Source organism: Aminobacter sp. P4_H6_2 (assembly GCF_056400805.1).
The window spans coordinates 1-26,073 of sequence record NZ_JBFUKO010000005.1 but is presented as its reverse complement, the minus strand read 5'-3'; the positions used below and the strand labels follow the sequence as shown (position 1 = coordinate 26,073).

General features: G+C 62.4%; 24 protein-coding genes and 1 riboswitch. Of the genes, 19 read left to right on the top strand and 5 right to left on the bottom strand.

Annotated elements, in window-relative coordinates:
* Window positions 1-56 precede the first annotated feature (56 nt).
* From AC1DUU_RS01010 to AC1DUU_RS00980, 7 genes are all read left to right on the top strand, one after another.
* On the top strand, window positions 57-1,223 hold the full coding sequence (locus AC1DUU_RS01010) for an MFS transporter (RefSeq protein ID WP_476781539.1): 1,167 nt from the start codon (window positions 57-59) through the stop codon (window positions 1,221-1,223).
* A gap of 32 nt (window positions 1,224-1,255) precedes the next feature.
* Window positions 1,256-1,467: riboswitch (cobalamin riboswitch) on the top strand.
* A 112-nt stretch (window positions 1,468-1,579) separates the two neighbouring features.
* A complete protein-coding gene (locus AC1DUU_RS01005) occupies window positions 1,580-2,395 on the top strand; it encodes an ABC transporter ATP-binding protein (RefSeq protein ID WP_476781538.1) in 816 nt (271 codons plus the stop codon).
* A gap of 27 nt (window positions 2,396-2,422) precedes the next feature.
* Window positions 2,423-3,370 carry an ABC transporter substrate-binding protein gene (locus AC1DUU_RS01000; protein WP_476781537.1) on the top strand — a complete coding sequence of 316 codons (948 nt, stop codon included), beginning with the start codon at window positions 2,423-2,425 and terminating at the stop codon, window positions 3,368-3,370.
* Between the two features lie 2 nt (window positions 3,371-3,372).
* Complete coding sequence (locus AC1DUU_RS00995) at window positions 3,373-4,431, top strand: FecCD family ABC transporter permease (protein WP_476781536.1); 1,059 nt, start codon at window positions 3,373-3,375, stop codon at window positions 4,429-4,431.
* Between the two features lie 242 nt (window positions 4,432-4,673).
* Window positions 4,674-6,863, top strand: coding sequence for an anthranilate synthase (locus AC1DUU_RS00990; RefSeq protein ID WP_476781535.1), 2,190 nt, complete (start codon window positions 4,674-4,676; stop codon window positions 6,861-6,863).
* 46 nt (window positions 6,864-6,909) lie between these two features.
* Window positions 6,910-7,863 carry a cation diffusion facilitator family transporter gene (locus AC1DUU_RS00985; RefSeq protein WP_476781553.1) on the top strand — a complete coding sequence of 318 codons (954 nt, stop codon included), beginning with the start codon at window positions 6,910-6,912 and terminating at the stop codon, window positions 7,861-7,863.
* 128 nt (window positions 7,864-7,991) lie between these two features.
* Window positions 7,992-8,291 carry a putative quinol monooxygenase gene (locus tag AC1DUU_RS00980; protein WP_476781534.1) on the top strand — a complete coding sequence of 100 codons (300 nt, stop codon included), beginning with the start codon at window positions 7,992-7,994 and terminating at the stop codon, window positions 8,289-8,291.
* A 54-nt stretch (window positions 8,292-8,345) separates the two neighbouring features.
* Here AC1DUU_RS00980 and AC1DUU_RS00975 read toward each other — a convergent pair whose 3' ends face one another.
* Window positions 8,346-9,335 carry a Bug family tripartite tricarboxylate transporter substrate binding protein gene (locus AC1DUU_RS00975; RefSeq protein WP_476781533.1) on the bottom strand — a complete coding sequence of 330 codons (990 nt, stop codon included), beginning with the start codon at window positions 9,333-9,335 and terminating at the stop codon, window positions 8,346-8,348.
* A 222-nt stretch (window positions 9,336-9,557) separates the two neighbouring features.
* Here AC1DUU_RS00975 and AC1DUU_RS00970 point away from each other — a divergent pair, with 222 nt between their 5' ends.
* Window positions 9,558-10,640 (top strand): AbrB family transcriptional regulator, encoded by a 1,083-nt coding sequence (locus tag AC1DUU_RS00970; protein WP_476781532.1) that lies wholly within the window; start codon window positions 9,558-9,560, stop codon window positions 10,638-10,640.
* Here AC1DUU_RS00970 and AC1DUU_RS00965 read toward each other — a convergent pair.
* Entirely contained in the window at window positions 10,630-10,965 is a 336-nt protein-coding gene (locus AC1DUU_RS00965) for a helix-turn-helix domain-containing protein (protein WP_476781552.1), read from the bottom strand. The two genes, AC1DUU_RS00970 and AC1DUU_RS00965, sit on opposite strands and share 11 nt — an antisense overlap.
* Window positions 10,966-11,835: 870 nt before the next feature.
* Between AC1DUU_RS00965 and AC1DUU_RS00960 the strand changes: the two genes are divergently transcribed.
* The 5 genes from AC1DUU_RS00960 (at window position 11,836) to AC1DUU_RS00940 (ending at window position 18,165) form a co-directional block, all read left to right on the top strand.
* Entirely contained in the window at window positions 11,836-12,543 is a 708-nt protein-coding gene (locus AC1DUU_RS00960; protein WP_476781531.1) for a hypothetical protein, read from the top strand.
* A 365-nt stretch (window positions 12,544-12,908) separates the two neighbouring features.
* The gene (leuA, locus tag AC1DUU_RS00955; protein ID WP_476781551.1) at window positions 12,909-14,576 is read left to right on the top strand and encodes a 2-isopropylmalate synthase; all 1,668 of its coding nucleotides are present in this window, start codon (window positions 12,909-12,911) and stop codon (window positions 14,574-14,576) included.
* A 135-nt stretch (window positions 14,577-14,711) separates the two neighbouring features.
* On the top strand, window positions 14,712-16,472 hold the full coding sequence (locus AC1DUU_RS00950) for a tetratricopeptide repeat protein (protein WP_476781530.1): 1,761 nt from the start codon (window positions 14,712-14,714) through the stop codon (window positions 16,470-16,472).
* A gap of 131 nt (window positions 16,473-16,603) precedes the next feature.
* Window positions 16,604-17,404, top strand: coding sequence for an alpha/beta fold hydrolase (locus tag AC1DUU_RS00945; RefSeq protein WP_476781529.1), 801 nt, complete (start codon window positions 16,604-16,606; stop codon window positions 17,402-17,404).
* Between the two features lie 152 nt (window positions 17,405-17,556).
* Window positions 17,557-18,165: a hypothetical protein gene (locus AC1DUU_RS00940; protein ID WP_476781528.1), complete on the top strand. Its 609-nt coding sequence runs from the start codon at window positions 17,557-17,559 to the stop codon at window positions 18,163-18,165.
* On the opposite strand, the gene AC1DUU_RS00935 is transcribed toward AC1DUU_RS00940, so the two are convergent.
* Window positions 18,155-19,087 carry a metallophosphoesterase family protein gene (locus AC1DUU_RS00935; protein WP_476781550.1) on the bottom strand — a complete coding sequence of 311 codons (933 nt, stop codon included), beginning with the start codon at window positions 19,085-19,087 and terminating at the stop codon, window positions 18,155-18,157. The genes AC1DUU_RS00940 and AC1DUU_RS00935 overlap by 11 nt on opposite strands.
* 53 nt (window positions 19,088-19,140) lie before the next feature.
* On the opposite strand from AC1DUU_RS00935, the gene AC1DUU_RS00930 reads away from it, so the two are divergent.
* Window positions 19,141-19,641, top strand: a complete 501-nt coding sequence (locus tag AC1DUU_RS00930; protein WP_476781527.1) for an NUDIX domain-containing protein — start codon at window positions 19,141-19,143, stop codon at window positions 19,639-19,641.
* A 202-nt stretch (window positions 19,642-19,843) separates the two neighbouring features.
* Here the strand turns inward: AC1DUU_RS00930 and AC1DUU_RS00925 are convergent, their stop codons facing one another.
* Entirely contained in the window at window positions 19,844-20,833 is a 990-nt protein-coding gene (locus AC1DUU_RS00925) for a glutathione S-transferase family protein (protein WP_476781526.1), read from the bottom strand.
* Between the two features lie 273 nt (window positions 20,834-21,106).
* On the opposite strand from AC1DUU_RS00925, the gene AC1DUU_RS00920 reads away from it, so the two are divergent.
* The 5 genes from AC1DUU_RS00920 to AC1DUU_RS00900 all read left to right on the top strand — a co-directional run bounded on the left by AC1DUU_RS00920 (window position 21,107) and on the right by AC1DUU_RS00900 (window position 24,697).
* Entirely contained in the window at window positions 21,107-21,643 is a 537-nt protein-coding gene (locus AC1DUU_RS00920) for a GNAT family N-acetyltransferase (protein WP_476781525.1), read from the top strand.
* A gap of 93 nt (window positions 21,644-21,736) precedes the next feature.
* Window positions 21,737-22,498: a 3-hydroxyacyl-CoA dehydrogenase gene (locus tag AC1DUU_RS00915; protein WP_476781524.1), complete on the top strand. Its 762-nt coding sequence runs from the start codon at window positions 21,737-21,739 to the stop codon at window positions 22,496-22,498.
* A 145-nt stretch (window positions 22,499-22,643) separates the two neighbouring features.
* Window positions 22,644-23,408, top strand: coding sequence for a HugZ family pyridoxamine 5'-phosphate oxidase (locus tag AC1DUU_RS00910; protein WP_476781523.1), 765 nt, complete (start codon window positions 22,644-22,646; stop codon window positions 23,406-23,408).
* Between the two features lie 131 nt (window positions 23,409-23,539).
* The gene (locus AC1DUU_RS00905; RefSeq protein ID WP_476781522.1) at window positions 23,540-23,836 is read left to right on the top strand and encodes an ArsR/SmtB family transcription factor; all 297 of its coding nucleotides are present in this window, start codon (window positions 23,540-23,542) and stop codon (window positions 23,834-23,836) included.
* 57 nt (window positions 23,837-23,893) lie between these two features.
* The gene (locus tag AC1DUU_RS00900) at window positions 23,894-24,697 is read left to right on the top strand and encodes a TrmH family RNA methyltransferase (RefSeq protein WP_476781521.1); all 804 of its coding nucleotides are present in this window, start codon (window positions 23,894-23,896) and stop codon (window positions 24,695-24,697) included.
* 6 nt (window positions 24,698-24,703) lie between these two features.
* On the opposite strand, the gene AC1DUU_RS00895 is transcribed toward AC1DUU_RS00900, so the two are convergent.
* Window positions 24,704-25,831 carry a coiled-coil domain-containing protein gene (locus AC1DUU_RS00895; protein WP_476781520.1) on the bottom strand — a complete coding sequence of 376 codons (1,128 nt, stop codon included), beginning with the start codon at window positions 25,829-25,831 and terminating at the stop codon, window positions 24,704-24,706.
* Between the last annotated feature and the right edge of the window lie 242 nt (window positions 25,832-26,073).

The window sequence follows — 26,073 nt, the reverse complement described above, 5'->3', positions numbered from 1 at the left end:
GCAGATGAAGGGGAAAAGTAAATCTAAATCGTTTCAGCTCTCCTTCGAGTCCGCCCATGCCCTTGCCGATCTTCGCTCTGGCCGTTGCATCCTTTTGCATCGGCACCACCGAATTCGTCATCATGGGGCTGTTGCCGGAAGTCGCGGCCGACCTTGGCGTGTCGATCCCGGCGGCAGGCCTTTTGGTCACCGGCTACGCRCTCGGCGTGGTCATCGGCGCACCGATCATCGCCATCGGTACGGCAAGGCTGCCGCGCAAACCGGTGCTGATCGGGCTTGCAATGCTGTTCGTGCTCGGCAATCTGCTTTGCGCCATCGCCCCCACCTACTGGACGTTGATGGCCGCCCGCGTCATCACCGCCTTCGGCCACGGCGCCTTTTTCGGCATCGGCTCGGTGGTGGCGGCGAGCCTTGTGCCCAGGAACCAGCGTGCCAGCGCCATCGCGTTGATGTTTGCCGGCCTGACGCTCGCCAACATTCTGGGCGTTCCCGGCGGCACCGCACTTGGTGAGGCCTATGGCTGGCGCATGACCTTCTWCGCTGTCGTTGTCATCGGGTTGATCTCGGTCGCAGCGATTGCCTTTCTGGTACCGGCAGGTGTCGCACCTCCCGGCAAGGGCGGGATCGCGGGCGAGGTCAAGGTGCTGGGCAAGCTCCAGGTGTGGCTGGCGATGATCATCTCCGCACTCGCCTCGGGCAGCCTGTTTGCCGTCTTCACCTACATCAAGCCGATCCTCACCGACGTCACCGGCGTATCGGTGGATTCGGTGACCTGGATCCTGCTTTTGTTCGGCGGCGGCATGACCATCGGCAACATCATCGGCGGCAAGCTCGCCGACTGGAAGCTGATGCCGACGGCCCTTGGAGCGCTGATCGTCATGGCGGCGATCCATGTCGCCTTCGCTGCCTGGAGCACGAGCGCGCCACTGGCGATCCTGCTTGTCTTCATGTGGGGCGTCATCACCTTCGTCATCGTGCCGCCGATGCAGATGCGCGTCGTCGAGACCGCCTCGGAAGCGCCGAACCTTGCCGCGACGCTCAACCAAGGCGCGTTCAATGCCGGCAACGCCGCCGGTGCCTGGATTGGCGGTGCCGCCATTTCCTGGGGCGTGAGCTACGCCGACCTGCCGCTTGTCGGTGCGGCGATCGCGCTTTGCGCCTTCGGCGTGGCGCTATTGTCCTTCACACTCGACAAGCGTGACGCAATCGAGCAAGCCGCATGACGCTTTATCGATTGTCAGCACTTCGCCGCTGCTGTAGCCACGGCGGTGATGGTTCCTGATGCCTGACTCGGGCAACGGGATTAAATGGGAACACGGTGAGACGTCGCTCGACGCGAAACCGTGGCTGCCCCCGCAACTGTGAGCGGATAGCAATTCGGAGACATGCCACTGGCCGCGAGGCCGGGAAGGTTCCGAGGCGCGATCACCCGCGAGCCAGGAGACCTGCCATCATCTGTGCAATTCAAACCGGCCGGGGTGTGCCGTGGAGATGATGATGATGGCGATTGCCTATTCGATAGGTTTCGGTTCGCTGATCGGATCGTTCCGCCTGCTCCGTGCTTTCACGGAGAAAAGGCATGCTCGACCGTGTTCATGCGGCTAGCCGTCTCGTCGGCGACACTCCAGCTGAGCTTGAAATCGATGCCGTATGCTGGGGACCTCGTCCCTCGCACCAGATCCTTGCACCCGTAAGCATCCGCGTCGCACCCGGCGAGTTGCTGGCAATCGTCGGGCCGAATGGTGCTGGCAAATCGAGCCTGCTGCGCTGCCTCTATCGCTATCATCGCCCGAGCGGCGGAACTGTCAGGCTCGACGGCACCGACATATGGAAGATTAAGCCGCGCGATTGCGCCCGCCGCATCGCAACCGTCCTGCAGGAACCGGCTTCCGACTTCGGCCTGACGGTGGCCGAGATCGCCGAGCTTGGCCTGACACCGCATGCGACAGGCATGCGGACCGGCGACGATGATTATGCGCAGGTTGAGGCAGCACTGGCGCTCTTCGGCCTGACCAAGCTTGCCGCGCGCGATTTCGGCTCGTTGTCGGGCGGCGAAAAGCAGCGCGTGATGATTGCGCGTGCGCTGGTGCAGCGGCCCGACCTTCTGATCCTCGACGAGCCGACCAACCATCTCGACATCCGCCACCAGCTCGAAGTGCTCGAACTACTGCGCACGCTCGGCTGCACGGTCATTGTGTCGCTGCACGACCTCGCCCTTGCCTCGGCGCATGCCGACCGCGTGCTGGTGATGGATGGCGGCCAGGCCGTTGCCGCGGGCAGCCCCACCGACATCCTGACGCCCGAACGCATCCGCGAGAGCTTTTCGGTCGGAACCACGCTCGACAGCCATCCCGTCACCGGGCGGCCCCGCTTTTCCTTCCATCTCGAACGCTGAACCCAACAAACCACTCAAGGAGCCACCATGCGCCGACTTCCCCTTATCGCCGCGGCACTTTTCGCCGGCTGTGCCGCAGCCGCCGCAAGCAGCTTCCCGGTCACCGTCAAGACCTGCAACCGTGACCTGACCTTCGAGGCAGCCCCCAAGCGTGCCGTCTCGCATGACGTCAACCTGACCGAGATGATGCTGGTGCTCGGCCTTGCCGACAACATGGCGGGCTATTCCGGCATTTCGGGCTGGAAGACGCTGGATGAGAACGTGCGCAAGGGCGTTGGAGAGTTACCCGAACTCGCGCCGAAATATGTCACCAAGGAAGTGTTGCTCGGCGCCGAAGCCGACCTGTTCTTCGCCGGCTGGAACTACGGCATGAAGGTCGGCGGCGACGTCACCCCCGACACGCTTTCCCCCTTCAAGATCCCGGTCTACGAGCTGACCGAAAGCTGCATCTTCATCATGAAGAAAGACAAGTCTTCGCTGCGGGACATGTACACCGACCTGCTCAATCTCGGCGCCATCTTCGGCGTGCGCGAGAAGGCCGAAGCGCTGGTGGCCGGCTATGAGAAGGAGCTCGCCGACTTCCAGGCGACGCTGCCCAAGCTCGACAAGCCGGTGAACGTGTTCCTCTACGACTCCGGCGAGCAAAAGCCGTTCACTGCCGGCCGCTATGCGATGCCGACGGCCATCATCGAGGCCGCCGGCGGCACCAATATCGTCGACGACGTCGAAGCGAGCTGGACCGAGATCGGCTGGGAGCCGGTGATCGAACGTAATCCCGACGTCATCGTCATCGTCAATTACGGCGAGGTCACCGCCGATCAGAAGATCGCCTTCCTGCGCTCGAACCCGGCGTTCAAGGACATTGCAGCGGTCAAGAACAACCGCTTTGTCGTGCTCGAATACATCGAAGCAACGCCTGGGCCGCGCAACATCGCCGCGATCAAGCGCCTCGCCGAAGCCTTCAGGGCCAACTGAGCATGTCGCACCGCCATCTCGTCACCGGGCAGCGCCACGCCCTGATCCACGCCATGCCGGCCCTGGTCGCCGGGCTGGCGGTGCTACTGCTCTTCACCATGGTCGTTGCCGTCGGCGTCGGCGCGGTGGCGATACCGCTCGAAACGGTATGGGGAATCATTGCCAGCAAGCTCGTGCCGGGCAGCGTCGAGGTGGCCTGGTCGAGCGGCCGCGAGAACATCGTCTGGGACGTGCGCGCACCGCGCGCCATCCTCGGTGCCGCCGTAGGCGCCTCGCTGGCAATTGTCGGTGCTGCCTTGCAGTCGGTGACGCGCAACCCGCTCGCCGATCCGCATCTGCTCGGCGTCTCCTCCGGTGCCGCCTTTGGCGCGATCCTGGCGCTGTTGCATGCCGGCATGGTCTTCGGTGCGATCACCGTGCCGCTGTTTGCCTTCATCGGCGCGCTCGCCGCCACCTTCATGGTGCTGGCGGTGGCCAATCTGGCCCGCGTCCAGTCGGCCGGCCAGCTGATCCTGGCCGGTGTCGCCGTCAGCTTCATCATCTCGGCTGCCGGCAACATGTTGATCTTCATCGGCGATGCACGGGCTGCTCATGTCGCGATCTTCTGGATGCTCGGCGGCCTTGGTCTCGCCGAATGGACGCAACTCCCCTACCCCTTGATCGCGCTCGCCGCCGGCGGCGCCTATCTGCTGACCCAGACCCGCAAGCTCAACGCCATGACGCTCGGCGACGAGAGCGCAACAGCACTCGGCATCCCGGCGCGGCGGTTCCGCCTCGTCGTCTTCATCGTCTGCGCGCTGCTGACCGGCTGCGCGGTCGCCTATTCCGGCGTGATCGCCTTTGTCGGGCTGATGATCCCGCATGTCGTGCGCTTCATCGTCGGCGGCGACTATCGCCGCGTGCTGCCACTTTCGGCACTGGTCGGCGCTATTTTCCTCGTCGTCATCGACATGGCGGCGCGCACCGTAATGCCGCCGCAAGACATGCCCTTGGGCATCCTGACCGGGCTGATCGGCGGCGTCGCTTTTGTCGTGCTGATGCGGCGGCGCGTGGCTAGTTGAAGGGTACTTAGGAATGCGAAGCAACACGGCTCAAATCCAGTTGCGCCACCTCTTTTTAGCCGCTATGGATTCGCCATGAACACGACTTCGCTCCACAACAATTGGTGGCGGGCCAGCTGACAGCGGCCTCTTGAAGCGCGTGCGCGTGAAAATTGTGATGGCCGCAACGGGAATTCCGGGCGGCCATTTGCTTTTTTTAAACCACGCTCCGGAACCTCCCACGGCAAGAGATGGAGACGGGAATGACGTTGGAATTGCTTGAAAGCGGTGCCGAGCGCTATGTGACCTCAGGTGGTGTTGCCATCACCCGGCAACGCCACGAAACCGCTTATGCCGGGGCGATCGAGACCTATCTCGACGGGCTGAACAGCCGCCGTGGCGCCGTGTTTTCCTCCAACTACGAATATCCCGGCCGCTACACGCGCTGGGACACCGCCATCATCGACCCGCCTGTGGTGATTTCGGCACGCGGACGCTCGATGAAGATCGAAGCGCTCAACGCGCGCGGCGAAGTGCTGCTGCCGGTCATCCACGCTGCCCTTGCGCCGCTCACTGAGCTGGCCATCGGCGAAACGACAAAGCGCCTGATCAAGCTCGAAGTGGCAAAGCCTGGCCGCGTGTTTACTGAGGAGGAGCGCTCGCGCGTGCATTCGGTGTTCACCGTTCTGCGTGCGATAACTGCGTTGTTCAAATCGGACGAGGACAGCAATCTCGGCCTATACGGCGCCTTCGGCTACGACCTCGCCTTCCAGTTCGATCCAGTCGAACACAAGCTCGAGCGTAAACAGAGCCAGCGCGACCTGGTGCTGTTCCTGCCTGACGAGATCCTCGTCGTCGACCACTACTCGGCCAAGGCCTGGCACGACCGCTACGACTATTCCGGCGAAGGTTTTTCGACCGAAGGCATCGCTCGCGACAGCATTGAAGAGCCGTTCAAGCCTTCCGACCGCATTCCGCCGCGCGCGGACMACGAGCCGGGCGAATATGCCCAGCTGGTGCGCCGGGCGATGGACAGCTTCAAGCGCGGCGACCTGTTTGAGGTCGTTCCGGGCCAGATGTTCTACGAGCGCTGCGAGACGGCACCTTCGGAGATTTCGCGCCGACTGAAGGCGATCAACCCTTCGCCCTATTCGTTCTTCATCAATCTCGGCGAAGGCGAATATCTGATCGGCGCGTCGCCCGAAATGTTCGTGCGCGTCAATGGTCGCCGCGTCGAGACCTGCCCGATCTCGGGCACGATCAAGCGCGGCGACGATGCCATCTCCGACAGCGAGCAGATCCTGAAGCTGCTCAACTCGAAGAAGGACGAGTCGGAGCTCACCATGTGCTCGGACGTCGACCGCAACGACAAATCCCGCGTCTGCGAGCCCGGCTCGGTGCGTGTCATCGGCCGCCGCCAGATCGAGATGTATTCGCGTCTCATCCACACAGTCGACCACATCGAGGGCCGCCTGCGCGAAGGCATGGACGCCTTCGACGCCTTCTTGAGCCACGCCTGGGCGGTGACCGTCACCGGCGCGCCCAAATTGTGGGCCATGCGTTTCATCGAGCAGAACGAGAAAAGCCCACGCGCCTGGTATGGCGGGGCGATCGGCATGGTGCATTTCAACGGTGATCTCAACACCGGCATGACTTTGCGTACCATCCGCATTGAGGACGGTATCGGCGAGGTGCGCGCAGGCGCCACCCTGCTCTACGATTCCGTTCCCGAAGAAGAAGAAGCCGAAACCGAACTGAAGGCCTCAGCCATGCTTTCCGCCATCCGCGACGCCAAGACCGGCAATGCCCCCGGCAACGAGCGCACCACCGCCCGCGTCGGCGAAGGGGTGAAGATCCTGCTCGTCGACCACGAGGATTCTTTCGTCCATACGCTCGCCAACTACTTCCGCCAGACCGGCGCCGATGTCTCGACCGTGCGCTCGCCGGTGCCCGAAGAGATATTCGACCGGGTCAAGCCCGACCTCGTCGTGCTCTCGCCCGGCCCCGGCACGCCCAAGGATTTCGACACCGCGGCAACCATCAAGAAGGCGCGCGCCCGCGACCTGCCGATCTTCGGCGTGTGCCTTGGCCTGCAGGCGCTGGCCGAAGCCTATGGCGGCGAACTCCGGCAGCTCGCCGTGCCAATGCACGGCAAGCCGTCGCGCATCCGCATCTCCAAGCCGGGCATCATCTTCTCGGGCCTGCCCAAGGAAGTGACCGTCGGCCGCTACCATTCGATCTTCGCCGATCCAGTGCGCCTGCCTTCCGATTTCGTCGTCACCGCCGAGACCGAGGATGGCGTGATCATGGCGTTTGAACACAAGAAAGAACCGATCGCGGCGGTGCAATTCCATCCCGAATCGATCATGACGCTCGGCCACGACGCGGGCATGCGCATGATCGAAAATGTGGTTGCGCACATGCCGCGCAAGGCCAAGGACAAGGCGGCCTAGCGGCCGCCATCAGCGTCCAAGCCGACAGGAGCCAAAACAGAAAATGATGACGCAGACCCAAACGCAGGGCTCAGCCACGCGCAGCCAGCCATCTTCGGCCAAGCGGCGCGTTGCCAAGATCGCCTTCTGGTCGATCATCGTCGGCTCGGCCGTGATGGCGCTGAAGTTCGTCGCCTGGTGGCTGACCGGCTCGGTCGCGCTTTATTCGGACGCCCTGGAGTCGATCGTCAACGTCGTCGCCGCGATGGCCGCGTTCTGGGCAATCAAGGTCAGCCACAAGCCGGCCGACCTCGACCACCAGCATGGCCACCACAAGGCCGAATATTTCTCGGCGGTGCTCGAAGGCGTGCTCATCATCGTTGCCGCCCTTCTGATCCTGTTCGAGGTCTGGCGCAGCTGGGGCGTGCCGATGAATGCCCAAGAGCCTTGGCTCGGCCTCGGCATCAATGGCTTTGCCGCCGTCATCAATGCGTTCTGGGCCGGCATGCTGATCCGCGTCGGCCGCTCCGAGCGCTCGCCGGCCATGGTCGCCGACGGCCACCACATCATGACTGACGTGGTGACATCCGCCGGCGTGCTGATCGGCCTTGTCGGCGCCATTGTCACCGGCTGGACGATCCTCGACCCGCTGCTGGCGGTGATCGTGGCACTCAACATCTTGTGGCAGGGCTGGCACGTCATCAGTTCATCGATGGACGGGCTGATGGACCGCGCCGTAGAGCTCGACGAGCATATGCGCATCCGCGACATCATCTCGTCCAACTCCAAGGGCGCGATTGAAGTCCACGATCTCAAGACCCGCATCGCCGGCCGCGCCACCTTCATCGAGTTCCACCTGGTTGTCGATGCCGACATGAGCGTCGGCGAAAGCCATGTCATCTGCGACCGCATCGAGGATGCACTGCGGGAAGAAATCCCCTCGGTTCGTGTCATCATCCATGTCGAACCGGATGACGAAGCCAAGCTGCCCAAGGGCACGGTTGCGGTGCCCTTCGCTTGAACCCGCTGCCAGCCTTCCCGTTGTCAGGATGATGTCGGCAACGGCGCCGAAACAAGGGGCTGCCTCTGGACATTAGCCGCCGGCGCAAGCTCTATCCAGCCAGCGGACGGCGAGATGCGAGGTCTGACATGTACGGTCTGATAGGAAAGATGCGGGCGCAAGCCGGCAAGCGCGACGAACTGCTGGCCATTCTTCTTGGCAGCACCGGCGCCATGCCGGGTTGCCTGAGCTATGTCATCGCCAACGACCCGGCCGACGCCGACGCGATCTGGATCACCGAGGTGTGGGACAACAGCGCAAGCCACAAGGCGTCGTTACAACTGCCGGAAGTCCAAGCCGCGATCAAGCAGGCAATGCCGATGATCGCCGGCTTCGACTCCAGCACCGAGATCGAACCGGTCGGCGGCTTCGGGCTGCCAACGGCCTGAATGGCAAGCCTGGACGGCGCGTCGCCGAAAACGACACGCCGCCCGGCAAACGGATCAATCGATCTGGATGTTGGCGTCCTTGACCACCGGGCCCCACTTGGCGAGCTCGGCCTTGACGTGGGCTGCGAGTTCTTCCGGCGTCGAGCCAACGATCTTGGCGCTGAAGCCGTTCATCTTTTCGATCACAGCCGGGTCGGTCATGGCCTTGTTGGCCGAGGCGTTCAGCCGGTCGACGGCATCCTCGGGCGTGCCTGCCGGCGCAAACAGCGCATTCCAAGTGTAGGTTTCGTAGCCGGGAACGCCTGCCTCGGCGATCGTCGGCACATCGGGGAAGGACGGGGCGCGTTCGGCCGTCGTCACACCAAGCGCCCGCAGCGTGCCGCCCTTGATGTGCGACGACGAGGACGGCAAATTGTCGAACATGATCGGCACCTGGTTGCCGACCACGTCGTTCAGCGCCGGACCCGCACCTTTGTAGGGAATGTGCTGGATGCTGACGCCGGCCATCGCCTTGAACAGCTCGCCGGAAAGGTGCAGCGGCGTGCCGTTGCCCGACGAGGCATAGGAATATTTGTCGGGTTCGGCCTTCAGCAGCGCGATCAGTTCCTGCACGTTCTTGACCGGCAGCTGCGGATTGACGACCAGCACATTGGGAACGATCACCAGCAGCGAAACCGGCGTGAAATCCTTCTCCGGATCATAGGGCTTGGTCTTGAGGATGAGCGGGTTGAGCGCGTGCGTGGCGACCGTGCCCATCAGGATCGTGTAGCCATCCGGATCGGCCCGGGCGACGCGATCGGCACCAATATTGCCGCCGGCACCGGCGACATTTTCGACGACGACCTGCTGGCCAAGATCGTCCGACATCTTCTGYGCGATGATGCGGGCGACGACGTCGGTCGAGCCTCCGGCGGCAAAAGGCACCACCAGCGTCACGGTCCGGTCGGGGAATTGTTGGGCGAGGGCCTGCGGCGCCAGCGCCAGCAGGGAAACAGCGGAAAGCCCCAGCGCCAGTGTCGCGCGGCGCGTGAATTTCGAGATCATCAGTGCACTCCTCCACACATGTTCGGCAGTGCCTCCTCGCCTGCCATCGAGACCGGTGAACGTATGAGCTTTGCATACGCTGTCAATGCGACATTCGAGGTAGAAGATGCGGCGACCCTCGTTTGGTCCGCAGAGGCGATGGCATCACATTCACGCCTTGGCCCTTGCATTTTGCGCCCTGCAAGACTGACATCATCTGCCAAAAGCGTCTAAGACGGCGCCATGAAACCAGCCCCGCAGCCCGAAGCCCCGCTCACCAATACAAGACCCTGGCTGCAATGGCTCATGCTGCTGGTCTGTTCGGTGCTGCTGGCTGGCGTGCTCGAAATCGCGCATTTGCCCGCCGCCCTTCTGGTCGGGCCGATGCTGGTCGCCATCTTGCTCGGCAGCAACGGCGCAACGGTGCGCGTGCCCAAGCCGCTGTTCGTCTCGGCACAGGCGCTGATCGGCTGCCTCGTCGCCAGTTCGATCTCGACCGGCATCTTCACCACATTCGCCGCCGAATGGCCGCTGTTTTTGGGCGCGGCCGTCGCCACGGTCGCCGCCAGCAGCTTCCTCGGCTGGTTCATCTCGCGGCTGAAAGTGCTGCCGGGCACGACCGCAGTATGGGGCTCAGCTCCAGGTGCTGCCACCGCCATGGTGCTGATGGCCGATGCCTTCGGCGCCGACGCGCGGCTTGTCGCCTTCATGCAATATCTGCGCGTCATCATGGTCTCGATTGCCGCCGCAGTCGTCGCCCGGCTCTGGGTCGACACGTCAGGCGTCGAAGCGCCCACGCTCGAATGGTTTCCGACAATCGTCTGGCCGGCCTTCGGCGCGATGATCGGCGTCGCCGTAGTGGGCGGTACGATCGGATATCTCCTGCGTATCCCCTCGCCCTACTTCGTCGGCGCAATGATCGTCGGTGCGGTCGTGCATCTTGGTTTTGGTGTCGAGCTACAGCTGCCCGAATGGCTGCTCGCGCTTGGCTACACGCTGATCGGCTGGTCGATCGGGCTCAACTTCACCCGGCCGATCCTGCGCCATGCTGCGCGGGCCTTGCCGCAGGTGGTAGGCTCAATCGCGGCTCTGATGGCCTTTTGCGGCATGCTGGCCTTCGGGCTGCACACCATCCTTGGCGTCGATCCGCTGACGGCCTATCTCGCGACGAGCCCCGGCGGCATGGATTCCATCGCCATCATCGCCGCCGCCTCCAAGGACGTCGACCTGTCCTTCGTGCTGACCTTGCAAATGCTGCGCTTCATGATCGTGCTGATGTTCGGCCCGGCCCTGGCCAAGCTGGTCGCCAAGGCGATCAAGGATTAGACGTTTGCCGGCCTGACTGCGGCTCGGCCGTGCAGTTGTGCTGTCGCCACGCCGTCGGGCTTAGGCCGGTCACCCGCAGAAACTCGCGATTGAAATTCGACTTGGTGAGAAATCCGGCGTCGAACATGATCCGCGTCACCGGCTCGTCGGTCGACGTCAGCAGCCGGCGGGCCTCCTCGATACGGTGGTTGTTGACGTATTGCGACACGCTCATGCCGTGGATGCGGTTGATGGCAAGCGAGACCCGCCGCGCCGGCAGGTTGAGTTTCCTGGCGATGCGCCCAAGATTGAGGTCGACATCCCTGTAGAGGTGTTTTTCGCGCATCAGCGCATCGACAGACGCCGCGACGGCTGAATCCTCTTCGGTCGCCTGAGGCTCGTTGCTGCCTGACAAAGCGGGCTCCACCGTTCTGGCTCGCCATCGACGCAGCTCCGCCAAGGACCAGCAGAGCGATGACATTCGCGTAGCCGACAACAGCGCCCGAATACGCCCCACCAGTCCACTGCAGATCGAGGGTGATGATCACGTCGGTGACCGCAGAGCCAATGATCCAGAATGCAGTTACCAGCAGGGAGCGATAGGAAACGACCGAACCGTCGAGGCGCGAGGCAATGAGACCGTCAGGCCCATGCCGTGCCAGCCACAGCAGTGCTGTGCCGTAGGACAAAAAAACAATGGTGATCAGCGGACCGACCGGCTCGCGCCAGAAGATCAGCAGCACGAGCACAAGGCCGGCCGGCAGAAAATGCGGCCAGATCAGCGGTTTAGACGCTCCTGTTTGCTCGACTGCGAGGTTGCGGAAACTGATCCAGGCCAGGGCTGCGATGGTGACCGCGAGTACGGATTGAACGGGCAGGACCTCGCGCAGGTCGTAACCCCAACGCAGCCCAATCAATATGGACTGCAATGCATAGGCTGACATCAGCAGGATAAAATAGCGATTCTGCTCAAGGCCCGCCTCGCCCTGGCGCACCATGCGTACGAGCATGATGGCAAGCAGCAGCGCCACGACGAACGGCAGGGGAACAAAAATCATCGGGCACGCGGTCCATACGAAGCGGCAATTGCAGGTGAGAATGTCCTTTATCGCAATTGCGGTCGACCCGGATCGTGTTTGAGGTCGAGATAATCAGCATCCCGGAGCACCGATCAACGGCCGCCACTTCAGGCCGCAAAAACGATCGGAGTTTCAAAATGAAAAGCCAACTGCTCACACTGGTGATTGTTGCAGGCGCTGCCACCTTGCCGGCCAATGCCGCGGAATCGGCGAGGAAAACGCTCGACGTCTCCGCTATCACCGCAATTTCCATCATTGGCGACGCAAGCTCGGTACACATCACCACCGACGAGGCGCCATATCAAGCGAGCCTCGGCAGCCGCAGGAACGGGTGGTTGACGCAGTGGTATTCGAGCTGGTTCTTCAGCGATTGCCGCAATGCCAGCGAGATGCGCATCGAAGGCACGACGCTTTACGTCAATGTGCTTCCGCCTTCATGGATCGACCTGTCCGATTGTGTTGCCGCCATCAGCGCCAATGTGCCAAAACACAGCGCCGTCAGCATCGATCATGCCGCATTGCAGGCCATCCTCGCCGGTGAATTTGGCGCGGTTCGCATCGTAAGCAAGGCCGCCGATGTTTCGCTCGACGGCCGCGCCGAAAGCGTCGATTTGAAAGGCGAAGCGGTCAAGGCCCGCCTCAACTTCGCAACCCTCAGGCAGGACGAAACCGTCGACATCGATGCCAAGGCGCTCGATGTCTATCTTGGTTTCGGCAAGGGCGTGCCGATCAGCTATTCCGTCACCGCCGGGGCAGCGCTCGTCGACAGTGCCATCGTCAACACTCCAGGTGCCAAACCGGAAGTGCGCATCAAGAGCGACTTTGTCCGCGCGACGATACGCTGAGGCCTGCACTCGCTTGACGCGCGCCACCCTTGCGCGCCAAAGACGGCTCCTGTAAGAGAGCGGCCATGACTTCGCGCAAGATCAACAAAATCTCCCGTCCGGCCGCTTTTGCGGGCGAGACGCTGCGCGCGCTTTCTTCGGCTCTGCTTCTTCTCAGCCTTATCGGCGATCGCCGGGCTCGTTAAGGGAGCGTCCGGCGGTCGAATTGCCGCCGCGGCATTAGCTCCTTTACTCTTCACAACAGAACCCAAATTCTGATTTAAAACCGCTGAAGCGTGCGCGCCAAGTCGTGCATGGCGGCCAAGAGAACGAGACCGACAATGAGCAAGACCACCCACGCAGCCGATGCCGGCCGCAGCGCCGGCATGCCGACCGCCGCAGTGAAGTACCAAGCCTATCACAAGATCGACCTGCCCAACCGGACCTGGCCGTCCAAGACCATCGACAAGGCACCGATCTGGTGCTCGGTCGATCTGCGCGACGGCAACCAGTCGCTCGTCGACCCGATGGGCCATGACCGCAAGGCGCGCATGTTCCAGCTGCTGCTCGACATGGGTTTCAAGGAAATCGAGATCGGCTTTCCCTCGGCCTCGCAGACCGACTTCGATTTCGCCCGCTGGTGCATCGAAGAGGGCAATGTCGCCGACGACGTGTCGCTGCAGGTTCTCGTCCAGTGCCGCCCCGAATTGATCACCCGCACCTTCGAGGCGCTGCAGGGCGCGCATAAGCCGATCGTTCATTTCTACAATTCGACCAGCGAGTTGCAGCGTCGCGTGGTGTTTGCCAAGGATGTCGCCGGCATCAAGCAGATCGCCACCGACGCCGCCAAGATGATCACCGACATGGCGGCCAAGGCCGGCGGCGGCTATCGCTTCGAGTATTCGCCGGAAAGCTTCACCGGCACCGAACTCGAAGTCGCGCTCGAAATCTGCAACGCTGTCACCGAGATCATCAAGCCAACGGCAGACAACAAGCTGATCCTCAACCTGCCATCGACGGTCGAGATGGCGACGCCCAACATCTATGCCGATCAGATCGAGTGGATGTGCCGCAACCTCGACAACCGCGAGAACCTGATCATCTCGCTGCACCCGCACAACGATCGCGGAACCGGAATCGCGGCCACCGAACTCGGCCTGATGGCCGGTGCCGACCGTGTCGAAGGCACGCTGTTCGGCAATGGCGAGCGCACCGGCAACGTCGATGTCGTGACGCTGGCACTCAACATGTTCACGCAAGGGGTCGATCCCAATCTCGACTGTTCAGACATCGAGCGGATCAAGGAAGTCTACGAATATTCGAACCAGATGGTCATTCCCGAACGCCACCCCTATGTCGGCGAACTGGTCTACACCGCCTTCTCCGGCTCGCACCAGGACGCGATCAACAAGGGCATGAAGGCGATCAAAGTCGCCAACAAGCCGTTGTGGGAAGTGCCCTACCTGCCGATCGACCCGGCCGATGTCGGCCGCAGCTACGAGGCGATCATCCGCATCAACTCGCAGTCAGGCAAGGGCGGTATCGCTTATGTGCTCCAGGCCGATTATGGCCTCAACCTGCCGCGTTCGCTGCAGGTCGAGTTCAGCCAGGACATCCAGGCGATCACCGACACCGAAGGCAAGGAAGTCTCGCCCAAGCGCATCCATGAGCGCTTCCTCGAAGTCTATGTCGACCAGCCCGCCGCGCGCCTCAAGTTCGTCGACCACCAGACCTTCCCTGATCCTGTGATGAAGGGCCGCCGCGTCGTCGAAGCGACCATTGTCGACAACGGCAAGGAGGTGACGATCTCGGGCACAGGCAATGGCCCGATCGACGGTTTTGTCGACGCTCTTTCGCGTCACATCGGCATCGACCTTTCCGTGCTCGACTATTCCGAGCATTCGATCCAGCGCGGCTCGAACGCCTCGGCCATCTGCTACATGGAAGTGGAATATCCCGGCGGCCGCCTGTTTGGCGCCGGCATCAACACCAATATCGTGGCTGCCTCGCTTGAAGCGGTGGTTTCAGCGGCCAACCGCATCCTGTCGCGTTAAGGTTAACTCGACTTCGAATACGCCTCGCCCGTGGATAACGGCGAGGCGTTTGCCCATCGTTGTTCAGCGCGCTTGTGCGCCGACGCCAGCTGTCTATGATCGGGCCATTCGTACCGGTTCGAAAAGGGTCGATACTTGGTTGCCTCCACGCCTGCTGCCCCCGCAGTGCGCGAAGCGCTTGAGCGGCTTGTTGCCAGCGAGACCTTCGGCCGATCCGACCGGGCACGAAAATTGTTGCGCTATCTTGTCGAGCGCGAGCTCGCCGGCGATGCCGAGCGGCTGAAGGGTTTTGCCATCGCGGTGGATGTGTTCGGCAAGGACGCCGAGTTCGATTCCGCGACCGACGCGGTTGTCCGCGTCCAGGCCGGACGCCTGAGAGAACTGCTTGGCCACTATTATGCCGCCGAGGGCAGCACCGATCCGATCCGCATCGTCATTCCGCGCGGCAGCTATGTCCCAACATATGAGGCAGTGGCCGAACCCCTGCCYGACGCCCCCTCCTCCGGTGAGATTCAAGGCGACACCGCTGTCGCGGCCACTGACGCCGTCCTTGCCGGGAACCACCAGCATCAGGGCGAGGAGGCGCAGGCCGATCCGGCTTATTCCGGCACCAGCGTCAAGCGGCAGCTGCGCTATTTCTGGGCGGCAATGGCGCTGGTCATCGTCATGCTCGGCATATTGGTTTTCCGCAATTTCGGCGGCCCCATCGGAATCGACATCGCCGGCCTGAGCGATTTCCGCGGCGCCACCTCGAGCATCGGAGATGCCGTCGACCAGCTGCCGGCCGTGYATATCCATTCGGCCTCGGAGGGCGGGCAGACAGCGCGCGTGGCGACCGTGTTGCGGACGGCCCTGTCTGGCTTCGATACGATCGACCTCATCGCCCGCGACCGACCCGAAGCCGCCAGGCGCGCCGACGCCACAGATTTCGACTTCACCGTCAATGCTGGTCCCAGCAGCGGATCGGTGCTGGTCGAGCTTCAGCACATGGCCAGCGGCAGGATCCTGCTGTCTCGTGTTTTGTCCCCGCAAGACGTCAGCCCCGACGTCATCGACGACCGCATCGCCGAAATCGTCACCTCGACGATCCCCGCTTCGGGCATGGTCTATGGCTACATCGAGCAGAATGGGTTGCAGCGAGGGCTGACAGCCTGTCTGTTGCTCAGCGGCGATTACTACATGGATCAGAATGCCGCCAAGCATCGCGCCGCTTACCAGTGCATGGAACAGCTGTCCAAGCGCGGCGCGAAGTCGCCCGTGGTCTACGCCGAACTCGCCTCGCTGCAACAGGAGGCGGTGACCGACAACTATCCCTATCCGTCCAACGCCTCGACAGAGGGCGCATATGCCCTTGCCCATAGTGCGGTGCAGATGGGCTCCACCAGCCCCTACGCGCATCGCGCATTCGGCTATCTGCAATCGCGTGTCGGCGATGGCTCCGAGTCCATGCGCTGGATACGCAAGGCCTACGAACTCAACACCTATGACCTGACCATGGCCGCTTCATATGGCTACGCCCTGGTGCTTGCGGGCAGTTACAGCGACGGCGTGCCGATCATGAAGCGTGCCGTCGAAAGCACCAGCGCGCACCCAGGCTGGTGGGACTACGGATTGTTCCTGGGCGAGTTCATGCTCGGCAACCGCTACGCGGCCGCGCGCGCAACCAACGCACTTACGACCAACAAGAAACAGCACTATGTCGCAGCTCGCCTCATCGCCGCACATTTCGTCGGCGACGCCAAACTGGCATCGGAATTGTCCAAGGAGCTTTCCGCGAACTACCCTGCTTTTGCAAGCGATCCGGCAGCCGCCTTCGCCAAGGGCAAATACCCGGCGGAGCTGACGAGGTCGCTGACAAAGGCTCTGCGCGCCGCCGGCCTGGGCAGCCAGATTTGAGCTTCAGGGACTTTTCCGGGCGCTTTACGCATAACTAATTTTGTGTCGTTGACACTCATACGATGTTTTACATTTCGTTACTTTCTAATTAGAACTTTCCTCAGATTTGATTACAGGTCATTTGAGCAAAGATGAATTACTCCATCCATGCGGCCGTTCGGGGGAGCGGCAAGAACGTGGTGGTGTTGCTACACGGTTTCGGGGGTTGCGGCGGTGTCTGGGGAGATGTCGTCGATTGCCTGAACGGGGCATTCACCACAGTCGCCTACGATTTGCCGGGGCACGGCCATTCGCTCGACTATCCTAAGGCCGGTCCGGCCAAGATAGCAGCGAAAGCAGTGCTGGCCGATCTCGCAACGCGTGGCATTGCCCGCGCGCATTTCGTCGGCCATTCCATGGGCGGCGCTGTAGCAACGCTTGCCGCCCTGATGGAGCCCGAACGGGTGGCCTCGCTGACCCTGCTTGCGCCGGGCGGCTACGGCCCGGAAATCAATGCCCCCCTGCTCAGGCGTTATGCGGCAGCGTCCTGCTCCGACGAAATCCGCTCCTGCCTTGCCGAAATGTCGAGCCCAGACAGCACCGTGCCGGAACAGGCTGTTCGCGAACTGTCGGAAATGCGCGCCCGACCTGGCCAAACCGAAAAGCTGATCGCCCTAGCCGAGGCAATGACCGCCAACGACAAGCAAGGCGTCATCCCACGCGACGACCTCGCAAAGCTGGCGATGCCGGTGATGGTGGTTTGGGGCACCGACGATGCCGTTTTGCCCTACAGTCACGCAGACGACCTGCCGGCGGGCTTCCTCATCCACCATGTGCTGGAGATCGGCCACATGCTGCCGGAGGAAACACCCGCCCTCGTTGCCGACATCGTGCGCCGCATGAGCCGCCGGCGCCAGCGCCTCCAGCCTATGTTGGCTGCCTGCGACGCCTGATGAATCAAATCATGCGCAATGCCTGCTAAATGCTTGCGCAAAAATCTCTTTCGGGCTGCCGCACGATCACGAATATGCGTTTGGGTGGGATACAATTCCGCCGCGATCGTCGCTATGTTGAGGCTTGCTAGCGAGAACCGAGGCAAAAGGCCATGAGCGACGACAATGCGAGCGCGATGAAGCCGGCGCGCATGCTGTCGGACGCCATTCGCGACGTCAAGAACGCCACCGCCGACCGCACCGATGTGGTCGTCGATCTGCGCGATGCCCACCGCATGCGGCTCGAGTTGCTGGCCGCGGAACTCGAGCCGATCTTTGCCGACGTGCCGAAGGATATCGACAATTTCGATTTCGCCATCTCCTCGGGTCTTCAGCCGCGGCTGTGGATCGACGCGGTGAGTCATGTCGGCCTTGGCCGCGACCGCCGCACATTCCGCTTTGTCCGCGACACCCGGATCGGCCGCATCGTGCTGGCTGAATCCACCGACCCCAAACGCGTCGCCGATCAGGTGACACGCTACATTGCCGAACGCATTGTCGAGCGCCAGCAGATGATGGAAGGCGGAGCCGATTCGGCACTGCCGGGTTTTGCCAGGGAAGCGGTCAGCGAGGCCGAGCCACCATTGCGACGCCTCGGCCAGCCGATCTGGCCAGGCTTCCTGTCCGGCTTCGGCTTGCTTGTCGCCGGCGCGGTCGTCGGCATCGCGGTGATGGCAGCACTCTACTGGCTGCGCGTCGCTGCCATCGGCGTCAGCTTCTGACCAGCACTGCCTTGTGTGGCGCTGCGGCCGCAAGGTCGAGTGTCGCGACAGACGGTGGTATTGTCGACCCTGAAAGGCCATGCCGGGTCAACTGCACGTTCCAGCTTCCAGGTTCGCCCGAAATGTCGAGCAGATTGAACTGTGCAGCTGGCTTGAGGCCGCCTGTTGCCTGACCGGCCGCTGCGACCCCCACCACCGGAACCGTGCCTGCGGGCCCGTCAATCCAATGAAGCGTCGGCAGATGCGAATGGCCATGCAGCACGAGTTCGGCGCCACTTTGCCTGATCACTTTCTGGAATTTGCCGATGCCGAACAACCGCTTATGCTGGCCAACCGCACCGCGCACCGGTGGATGATGGATCATCACCACCCTGAACAGGTCGCGCTTGCCCATTTCCTCAAGAATCCGTGCCAACCGTTCGGCCTGCCCGTCGCGAAAAAAGCCGCTGGCCATGAAGGGTGCCGTTGCCCGTGCCGTCGACACGCCAATCAGCGCCACCCCCTTGCGGATGCGAACATACGGAAAGCTCGTGCGACCAACCAGACCGTGCGCGCCATCGCCATTCATCCACGGTGCCCAGGCGTGGCAGGCCTTGTCGAAGGCTCCAGGCACATAGGCGTCGTGATTGCCCGGAACGACCGAGACATCTGTCGGCGCGCCGAGCGTTTCGAGCCACAGCCGCGCCAGTTCGATCTCGCCGTCGAGTGCCAGATTGACGAGGTCGCCGGTCACCGCGAGGTGGTCGGGCACTTGTGCCTTGAGGTCGGCGACAATCGCATCGACGATGCCGTCATGATGATGACGGCGACGGTTTCGCTGCCAGTTGACGTAGCCGACCACGCGCTTGGAGGCGAGGTCGCGATAGGTTACATCCGGGAGCGGACCAAGATGGACATCAGAAATATGGGCAAGCCTGAACATCATACCCTTTTAGGTCACGCGGTGACGGCTTTCCAGCCATGGCGTCACGCCTGATGGGCATTGATGTCAAATCCCACACGCTACGCCAGAGTGCGTGGTCACGGCTGCGCGGGCGCCTGTTCCATTTCTATTTCCTGCTGCGCAGGCCGATGACGCTCGGCGTACGTGGGCTGGTCCACGACGCGGCGACCAACTCCGTCTTCCTGATCCGCCACACTTACGTGCCGGGCTGGCAGTTGCCAGGCGGCGGGGTCGAGATCGGCGAGACGTTTGTCGAGTCGCTGACGCGCGAGTTGGAGGAGGAAGGCAACATCACGGTTCTGGCCCCGCCGGTGCTGCAGTCGATCCACCTCAACAAGCAGGCAACCAAGCGCGACCATGTCGGCTTTTATCTGATCGAAGCCTTCAGGCAGGACAGTCCGAAGCTGCCCGACCACGAGATCGCCGAAGCAGGCTTCTTCCCGCTCGACGCGCTGCCGGAAAACACTACGCCGGCAACACGGCGACGGATCGCTGAGGTTTTTGAAGGAGTGACAGCGTCGCCCTATTGGTGAAAGTAGCGGTGCATCGAGGCTCGCTCCGCTCGCACCTCAGGATGAGGGCCTTGGCACTCTGGCCGCCTCTTCTTAAACGCGTGCGCTTTGAGATCCCGCTTATGGCCACAAACACCTCAGAACAAGCGAGGAGGCGTTAACCTCCCTCATCCTGAGGTGCGAGCGGAGCGAGCCTCGAAGGAGGCACCAACTGAATGCAGGCTCACGCCGCCTTCAGCAGTTTCCCCCGGTTATGCGGTGCCATAAAGTCGACCTCTGGCCCCACCGGAACGATGCCGGTCGGATTGATGCCGGTGTGGCTGCCGTAATAATGCGCCTTGATGTGAAGCAGGTTCACGGTCTCGGCCACTCCGGGCACCTGATAAAGTTCGCGCAGATAGTTCGACAGGTCCGGATAGTCGGCGATGCGGCGCAAATTGGTCTTGAAGTGCCCGACATAAACCGGGTCGAAACGGACAAGCGTCGTGAACAGCCGCCAGTCAGCCTCGGTCAGTTGGTTGCCGACGAGATAGCGCTGGTGCGACAGCCGCTCTTCCAGCGTGTCGAGGGCCGCGAACATCTCGTTGAAGGCTTCCTCATAGGCGATTTGGGTGGTGGCGAAGCCGGCGCGATAGACGCCATTGTTGATCGAGGGATAGACCAGATCGTTGACCGCATCGATCTCGCTACGCAGCTTTTCGGGATAGAAGTCGAGCGAGGCATCGCCCCATTCGTCGAAAGCCGAGTTCAGCATGCGGATGATTTCGGACGATTCGTTGGAAACGATCGTCTTTTCCTTCTTGTCCCACAGCACCGGCACGGTGACGCGGCCCGAATAGGTCGGATCCGCCTTGGTGTAGATCTGGTGCAGGAAGTCGAGGCCGTAGAGCGTGTCACCAGTGGCGCCATCGTCGGTGCGGAAGGTCCAGCCATTCTCGCCCATGAAATGATGCACGACCGAGACCGAGATGATGTCTTCGAGCTTCTTCAGCGCGCGGAAGATCAGCGTCCGGTGCGCCCAGGGACAGGCGAGCGAGACATAGAGGTGGTAACGCCCCGGCTCGGCCTTGAAGCCGCGCGTGCGGCCCTCCGCCGGCTTGCCATCGACCGTGATCCAGTCACGCCATTGCGAATGCGAGCGCACGAATTTGCCGCCTGTCGACTTGGTGTCGTACCAGCGGTCCTGCCATTTGCCTTCGACCAGCAATCCCATCGTAAAATCCTTTCGTTTGCCACCATGTAGGACACGACGGGCCCAATCCGAAGGGCGACTGTCTGAACGGATCGTCAACAGCAGGCGCACATCACTCAAATGCACGATGGACGGACGCTTCAAATGATGCTAGCGGGCATTTCGATGTCACATTGTTTTGCAAATATCCGGATCGACCGACGACGAATGAGCGCACGCGCTTGAAGCGCTGACTTGCGAATGCTGCGGCTTGGCTCGCGGCACCTCATCCCAGGACACCGGACTGCACAGAACATGACCCTCGCCGACGTGACTTATCTGCCGGAAACCCCGGCGCACGACCTCGAAATCGACGACATCAATGCCGAAGCCTTTGGGCCCGGCCGCTTCACTCGCGCAGCCTACAAGATCCGCGAAGGCGGCCCCCAYGACCGCTCGTTTTCCTTTGTCGCCATGCATGGTGGCCAGGTGATCGCCTCGGTCAGGATGACGCCAATTGCAGCCGGCGAAGGGCGCGCGCAGATGCTTGGTCCGCTTGCCGTGCGTCCCGACTTCAAGAACATGGGCATCGGCCGCAAACTCGTAGCCATGGCGCTTGCCGCAGCCGCGAAGGCAAGCGAGCCGGCTGTGGTCCTAGTCGGCGACGAACCCTATTACGGGCCGCTCGGTTTCGCCCGCATTCCGCGCGGCCAGATTGAAATGCCGCGCCCCGTCGATCTCAACCGCCTGCTCGCGCACGAGATCGTGCCGGGTGCCGTGGCGCTGCTTTCCGGCGAGGTCTGCCATGCCGATTCGGCCAAGACACCGGAGCGCGCGCCCGAGCCCGCCTGAGCCAAGCGCGAGCCTGCGACAACCGAAACCGATTACGGTTTTCGGGCCGATGCGGTAGAGCATTCATTCACAGCAACAGAGGACTAGGCTGACATGAATCCAAATGGGCAGATCGCAGTGGTCACCGGCGCCGGCTCCGGCCTTGGCGAAGCCACCGCACGCGCACTCGCAGCCAAGGGCGCCAAGGTCGCGATCTTCGATCTCAGCCTTGAACGCGCCGAAAAGGTTGCCGCCGACATTGGCGGCATCGCCGTGCGTTGCGATGTCAGCAACGAAGAAAGCGCGGTCGCAGCCTTCGCCGAAGTCGAATCCAAGCTCGGCACCGCGCGCATCCTCGTCAACTGCGCCGGCATCGCCGTCGGCGTGAAGACGGTGGGCAAGGACGGCGCCCATCCGCTCAGCGTGTTCCGCCAGGTGATCGAGGTCAATCTGATCGGTTCCTTCAACATGATCCGCCTGTTTGCCGAAGGCGCATCGAAGCTCGAGCCGCTGCAGGGCGGCGAGCGCGGCGTCATCGTCAGCACAGCCTCGGTCGCAGCCTATGACGGCCAGATGGGCCAGGCCGCCTACTCCGCCTCCAAGGGCGGTGTCGTGGGCATGACATTGCCGATCGCGCGCGACCTCGCCCGCTCGGGCATCCGCGTCGCAACCATTGCGCCCGGCATCTTCAAGACCCCGATGATGGCAGCGATGCCGCAAGAGGTGCAGGATTCCCTGGGAGCTGCGGTCCCCTTCCCGCCGCGCCTCGGCGAGCCATCCGAATATGCGGCCCTTGCCTTGCACATCGTCGAGAACCAGATGCTCAACGGCGAAACCATCCGTCTCGACGGCGCGATCCGCATGGCACCGAAATAGGCGCCGAACGTCCCAAAATCGAATATCCTCAGCCCCGGCAGCGCAAGCTTCCGGGGCTGTTTTGCATTTGGCCGACGGATGCTCTTGCCAAGCCTGCGCTGCTTTCGATAAGTAGATTAGATTAGTCATATTTAGTGGTGAAGCAGTGGAAGAGCGCAAGAAAGACGTCATTCGCGAGACCGATGYCCAGGCGATAGCGCTTGCCCGCTCACTGATGCGCACGGCCCGCCACGGCGCGCTTGCCGTCATCGAACCTGAGACCGGCTCACCTCTCGCCAGCCGTGTCGGCACTGCCACCGACGTCGATGGCACGCCGCTGATCCTGATCTCCGGGCTTTCCGCCCACACCAAGGGCATCGTCGCCGATCCGCGCTGCTCGCTTCTGGTCGGTGAGATCGGCAAGGGTGACCCGCTCGCCTATCCACGTATCACCTTGTTCTGCCAGGCAGTTCGCCTGGAGCGCGGCACGCCCGAGCAGGCCCGCCCCGAGCGCCGCTATCTCAACCGCAATCCCAAGGCAAAGCTTTATGCCGGGCTCGGCGATTTCGCGGTGTTCAGGCTCGAACTGGAGCGCGCCAACCTCAATGGCGGTTTTGGCAAGGCCTATCTGCTGACCCGCGACGACCTCCTTCTGGCAGGCGCGGCGGTGGAGATGATTGCTGGGGCCGAGCAGTCAGCACTCGATCACATGAACGCCGACCATCGCGAGGCAATCGCCATCTATGCCAGCCACTTCGGCAAGCTCGCCGACAAAGACTGGGTGCTCAGCGGCTTTGATCCGGAGGGGATGGATCTGGCATCGGGCGACGAGACCGGCCGCGTGCTCTTCCCTGAAATGCTTGCAGAGGCAGCGGATCTCAGACGAAGCCTTGTCGAAATGGCAAAGGAAGGTCGCGCAGCCAAGTCTTGATTTTTTGAGTGAAAGCTGATTTGTGCTGAAGAAGCTAGATTCGGCTATCGATTCCACTGACGAGCTGGCTTGGTAATTCGGCGTTGTTGCCCCCATGACGCCGGAAAGCATTGCGGATACACGGGGTACCCATGAAACCGAAAAAACTGACGGCCAATGCTGAAGCTGCGGCCTCCTTGCTCACGCTTATGGGCAACGAAAAACGGCTGATGATCATGAGCCACCTGCTCGACACGGAGATGTCGGTGGGTGCTATCGCCGAGAAGGTATCGTTGAGCCAATCGGCACTGTCCCAGCATCTTGCGCGCCTGCGCAACGAAGAGCTGGTTGAAACGCGGCGCGACCGGCAGATGATCTATTACACCTGCAAGTCCGACGCCGTGCGCAAGCTCCTCGGCACACTGGAAGGCATTTTCGAAGACGCCTGAAACGATCCAGCCCTTTCCAGGCTCCCATGGCGGCCTGCCCTCCGCTATGAAGCAGCCATGAACATCATCCGCATCGACGACCCTGCCGACCCGCGTGTCGCTCCTTATCTCGACATACGCGAGCGTGACCTTGTCGGCCGCGAAGGGCGTTTCGTCGCCGAAGGCAAGGTTGTGCTCAACGTGCTGTTTGGCGCGCGGCGCTTTGCGGCAGAGTCGGTGCTGGTTCTCGAAAATCGCCTCGCCGGCATGACCGAGACGCTGAGACAGGCATCCGAAGGCATGCCTGTCTATGTCGCCTCAAGCGGGGTCATCGACGCCATCGCCGGCTTTCACATGCATCGCGGCATTCTTGCCATCGGTCTCAAGGGCACGGCGATTTCGGTCGATGACATGCTAAGCGCCCTGCCCGAACGTGCACTGGTGGCTGTGCCGGTCGGCATCTCCAATCACGACAATATCGGATCGATATTCCGCAACGCCGCGGCCTTCGGCGCCGATGCGGTGCTGCTCGACGAAACCTGCTGCGATCCGCTCTACCGCAAGGCGATCAGGGTCTCGGTCGGCGCCGCACTTAAAGTGCCGTTCACCGCAGGGGGAACGGCCAGCGAACTCGCCGATGCACTGTCACGCCATGGTTTCGAGCAATTGGCGCTATCGCCTGCAGGCAAGGCCGACATTCGCGACCTAAAGCGCCCGAAGCGGCTGGCGCTCTATCTCGGCACCGAAGGCGAAGGCCTGCCCGAGCCGCTGTTGAAACGGCTGACGACGGCACGTATCCGGATGGCGCCGGGTTTCGACAGCCTCAATGTCGCGGCGGCCTCGGCGATCGCGCTGCATCACTTCACGGACGCCACTAACTGAGCAAGCCTACTCGGCAGCCGGCGACTTCTGCAGCGCCCGGACGCGATCGGCAAGGCTGATCACCGGCGGCGCTTCGCCATTGCTCGGAGCACGGCTGTCGCCGGCCTTGGCCAGAACGCCGGCAATCGGCGAATCCGGCCCTTCGAGCCGTGCCGTAAGTGCGACGACTTCAGCGGCCAGCTCGTGCATCTGTTCGCGCAGTTGCGAATCCTGGCCGGGGGTCGAAGCGTTGCGCCCCGCCTGGGCAAGCTCGCCCTTGAGCCGCTTGTTTTCGCGCGTCAGCGTGGTCAGCCGGCCTTCAAGGCGTTCGCGCTCGAGCGACGGAGCGGCTCCGTTGGTCATGCTGTTGGTCTCCTGCGCGCCTTGCGGGCTTTTCAGTTGCTCACGCGCATGGGCAAGTTCGCCCTCGCGCTGCTCGATCTTGTCGTCGCGATCGTCCAGCGACGCCGCCATTTCCTGCAATTTCCTGTCAAGTTCGCCAGCACGCCTGGTCTCCGCTTTCAACGCCTCGCGCACGGCCTTGTTGTCGGCTTCGAGTTCGCTCAGGCGTTGGTCGGCATCATTGCGTTGATGGCGCAGCATCGACATGTCGTCCGACAGCTTGCCTAACTCGCTTTCGCGGTTCACCAGTTCAATCTGGCGATTGCTCGAAGACAGGCTGGCCTCGTCATACAGTCCGCCGATTTCTTCGACCTGCTGTGCGCGCTGCTCCAGCAAACGTTCTGCTTCGGCGAGTTGGGCAACCAGCGCCTTGATCTGTTCGTCGCGCTTGCCGAGTTCCCCGCGCAGGTTGCCGCGCTTGGCCTCGAGTTCGCCCACAACGCGCTCTTCGTCGGCATGATCGGTAACCACGACCTTTTGCGCTTCACGGATGCGGCTGAGGTCGACGGCCTGCGAGAGTACCTTTTCCTGCGACGCCTTGAGCTGGACCTCGACCTTGCGTAGCGCCATGGCGTGCTCGGCGCGCAGACTGTCCTTGTCCGCGCGGATTTCTTCCAGCGTCATTGGAAGTTTGGCCTCGACCCGCTGCCGGGTGACCGAGACGGCGCGCCGCCACACCGCAGGCGCGATCAGCAGCACGAAAAATCCGGCGGTCAGAAAGCCAAGAACGAAAAACAGGATTGACTGGACCAAAGCACTTTACCCGTTACGGACAGGCGCGAGTTTGCCATGTTCCCATGGCAGGAATCCAGCACCGCTGCAAATGCTATGCATGACCCCGAAAATCGAAATCGATTTTCACTAGGGATCATGCACAGATTTGGCTGTTCAGCTCTTTTGCGCGTCCATCAAGACGCGCGGTGCGGTTGTAATATCCGCCCGATCCGTACGCGATCAGAACGGATTCCAGGTCGGCTGCTGGGTCAGTTTCAAGT

What these genes read in the sequence shown, in the direction of transcription:
- AC1DUU_RS01005 (WP_476781538.1), top strand. Translation starts at nt 1,580, where the DNA reads ATGCTCGACCGTGTTCATGCGGCTAGCCGTCTCGTCGGCGACACTCCA.
- AC1DUU_RS01000 (WP_476781537.1), top strand. Translation starts at nt 2,423, where the DNA reads ATGCGCCGACTTCCCCTTATCGCCGCGGCACTTTTCGCCGGCTGTGCC.
- AC1DUU_RS00995 (WP_476781536.1), top strand. Translation starts at nt 3,373, where the DNA reads ATGTCGCACCGCCATCTCGTCACCGGGCAGCGCCACGCCCTGATCCAC.
- AC1DUU_RS00985 (WP_476781553.1), top strand. Translation starts at nt 6,910, where the DNA reads ATGACGCAGACCCAAACGCAGGGCTCAGCCACGCGCAGCCAGCCATCT.
- AC1DUU_RS00980 (WP_476781534.1), top strand. Translation starts at nt 7,992, where the DNA reads ATGTACGGTCTGATAGGAAAGATGCGGGCGCAAGCCGGCAAGCGCGAC.
- AC1DUU_RS00970 (WP_476781532.1), top strand. Translation starts at nt 9,558, where the DNA reads ATGAAACCAGCCCCGCAGCCCGAAGCCCCGCTCACCAATACAAGACCC.
- AC1DUU_RS00965 (WP_476781552.1), bottom strand. Translation starts at nt 10,965, where the DNA reads ATGCGCGAAAAACACCTCTACAGGGATGTCGACCTCAATCTTGGGCGC.
- AC1DUU_RS00960 (WP_476781531.1), top strand. Translation starts at nt 11,836, where the DNA reads ATGAAAAGCCAACTGCTCACACTGGTGATTGTTGCAGGCGCTGCCACC.
- leuA (WP_476781551.1), top strand. Translation starts at nt 12,909, where the DNA reads ATGCCGACCGCCGCAGTGAAGTACCAAGCCTATCACAAGATCGACCTG.
- AC1DUU_RS00945 (WP_476781529.1), top strand. Translation starts at nt 16,604, where the DNA reads ATGAATTACTCCATCCATGCGGCCGTTCGGGGGAGCGGCAAGAACGTG.
- AC1DUU_RS00940 (WP_476781528.1), top strand. Translation starts at nt 17,557, where the DNA reads ATGAGCGACGACAATGCGAGCGCGATGAAGCCGGCGCGCATGCTGTCG.
- AC1DUU_RS00935 (WP_476781550.1), bottom strand. Translation starts at nt 19,087, where the DNA reads ATGTTCAGGCTTGCCCATATTTCTGATGTCCATCTTGGTCCGCTCCCG.
- AC1DUU_RS00930 (WP_476781527.1), top strand. Translation starts at nt 19,141, where the DNA reads ATGGGCATTGATGTCAAATCCCACACGCTACGCCAGAGTGCGTGGTCA.
- AC1DUU_RS00925 (WP_476781526.1), bottom strand. Translation starts at nt 20,833, where the DNA reads ATGGGATTGCTGGTCGAAGGCAAATGGCAGGACCGCTGGTACGACACC.
- AC1DUU_RS00915 (WP_476781524.1), top strand. Translation starts at nt 21,737, where the DNA reads ATGAATCCAAATGGGCAGATCGCAGTGGTCACCGGCGCCGGCTCCGGC.
- AC1DUU_RS00905 (WP_476781522.1), top strand. Translation starts at nt 23,540, where the DNA reads ATGAAACCGAAAAAACTGACGGCCAATGCTGAAGCTGCGGCCTCCTTG.
- AC1DUU_RS00900 (WP_476781521.1), top strand. Translation starts at nt 23,894, where the DNA reads ATGAACATCATCCGCATCGACGACCCTGCCGACCCGCGTGTCGCTCCT.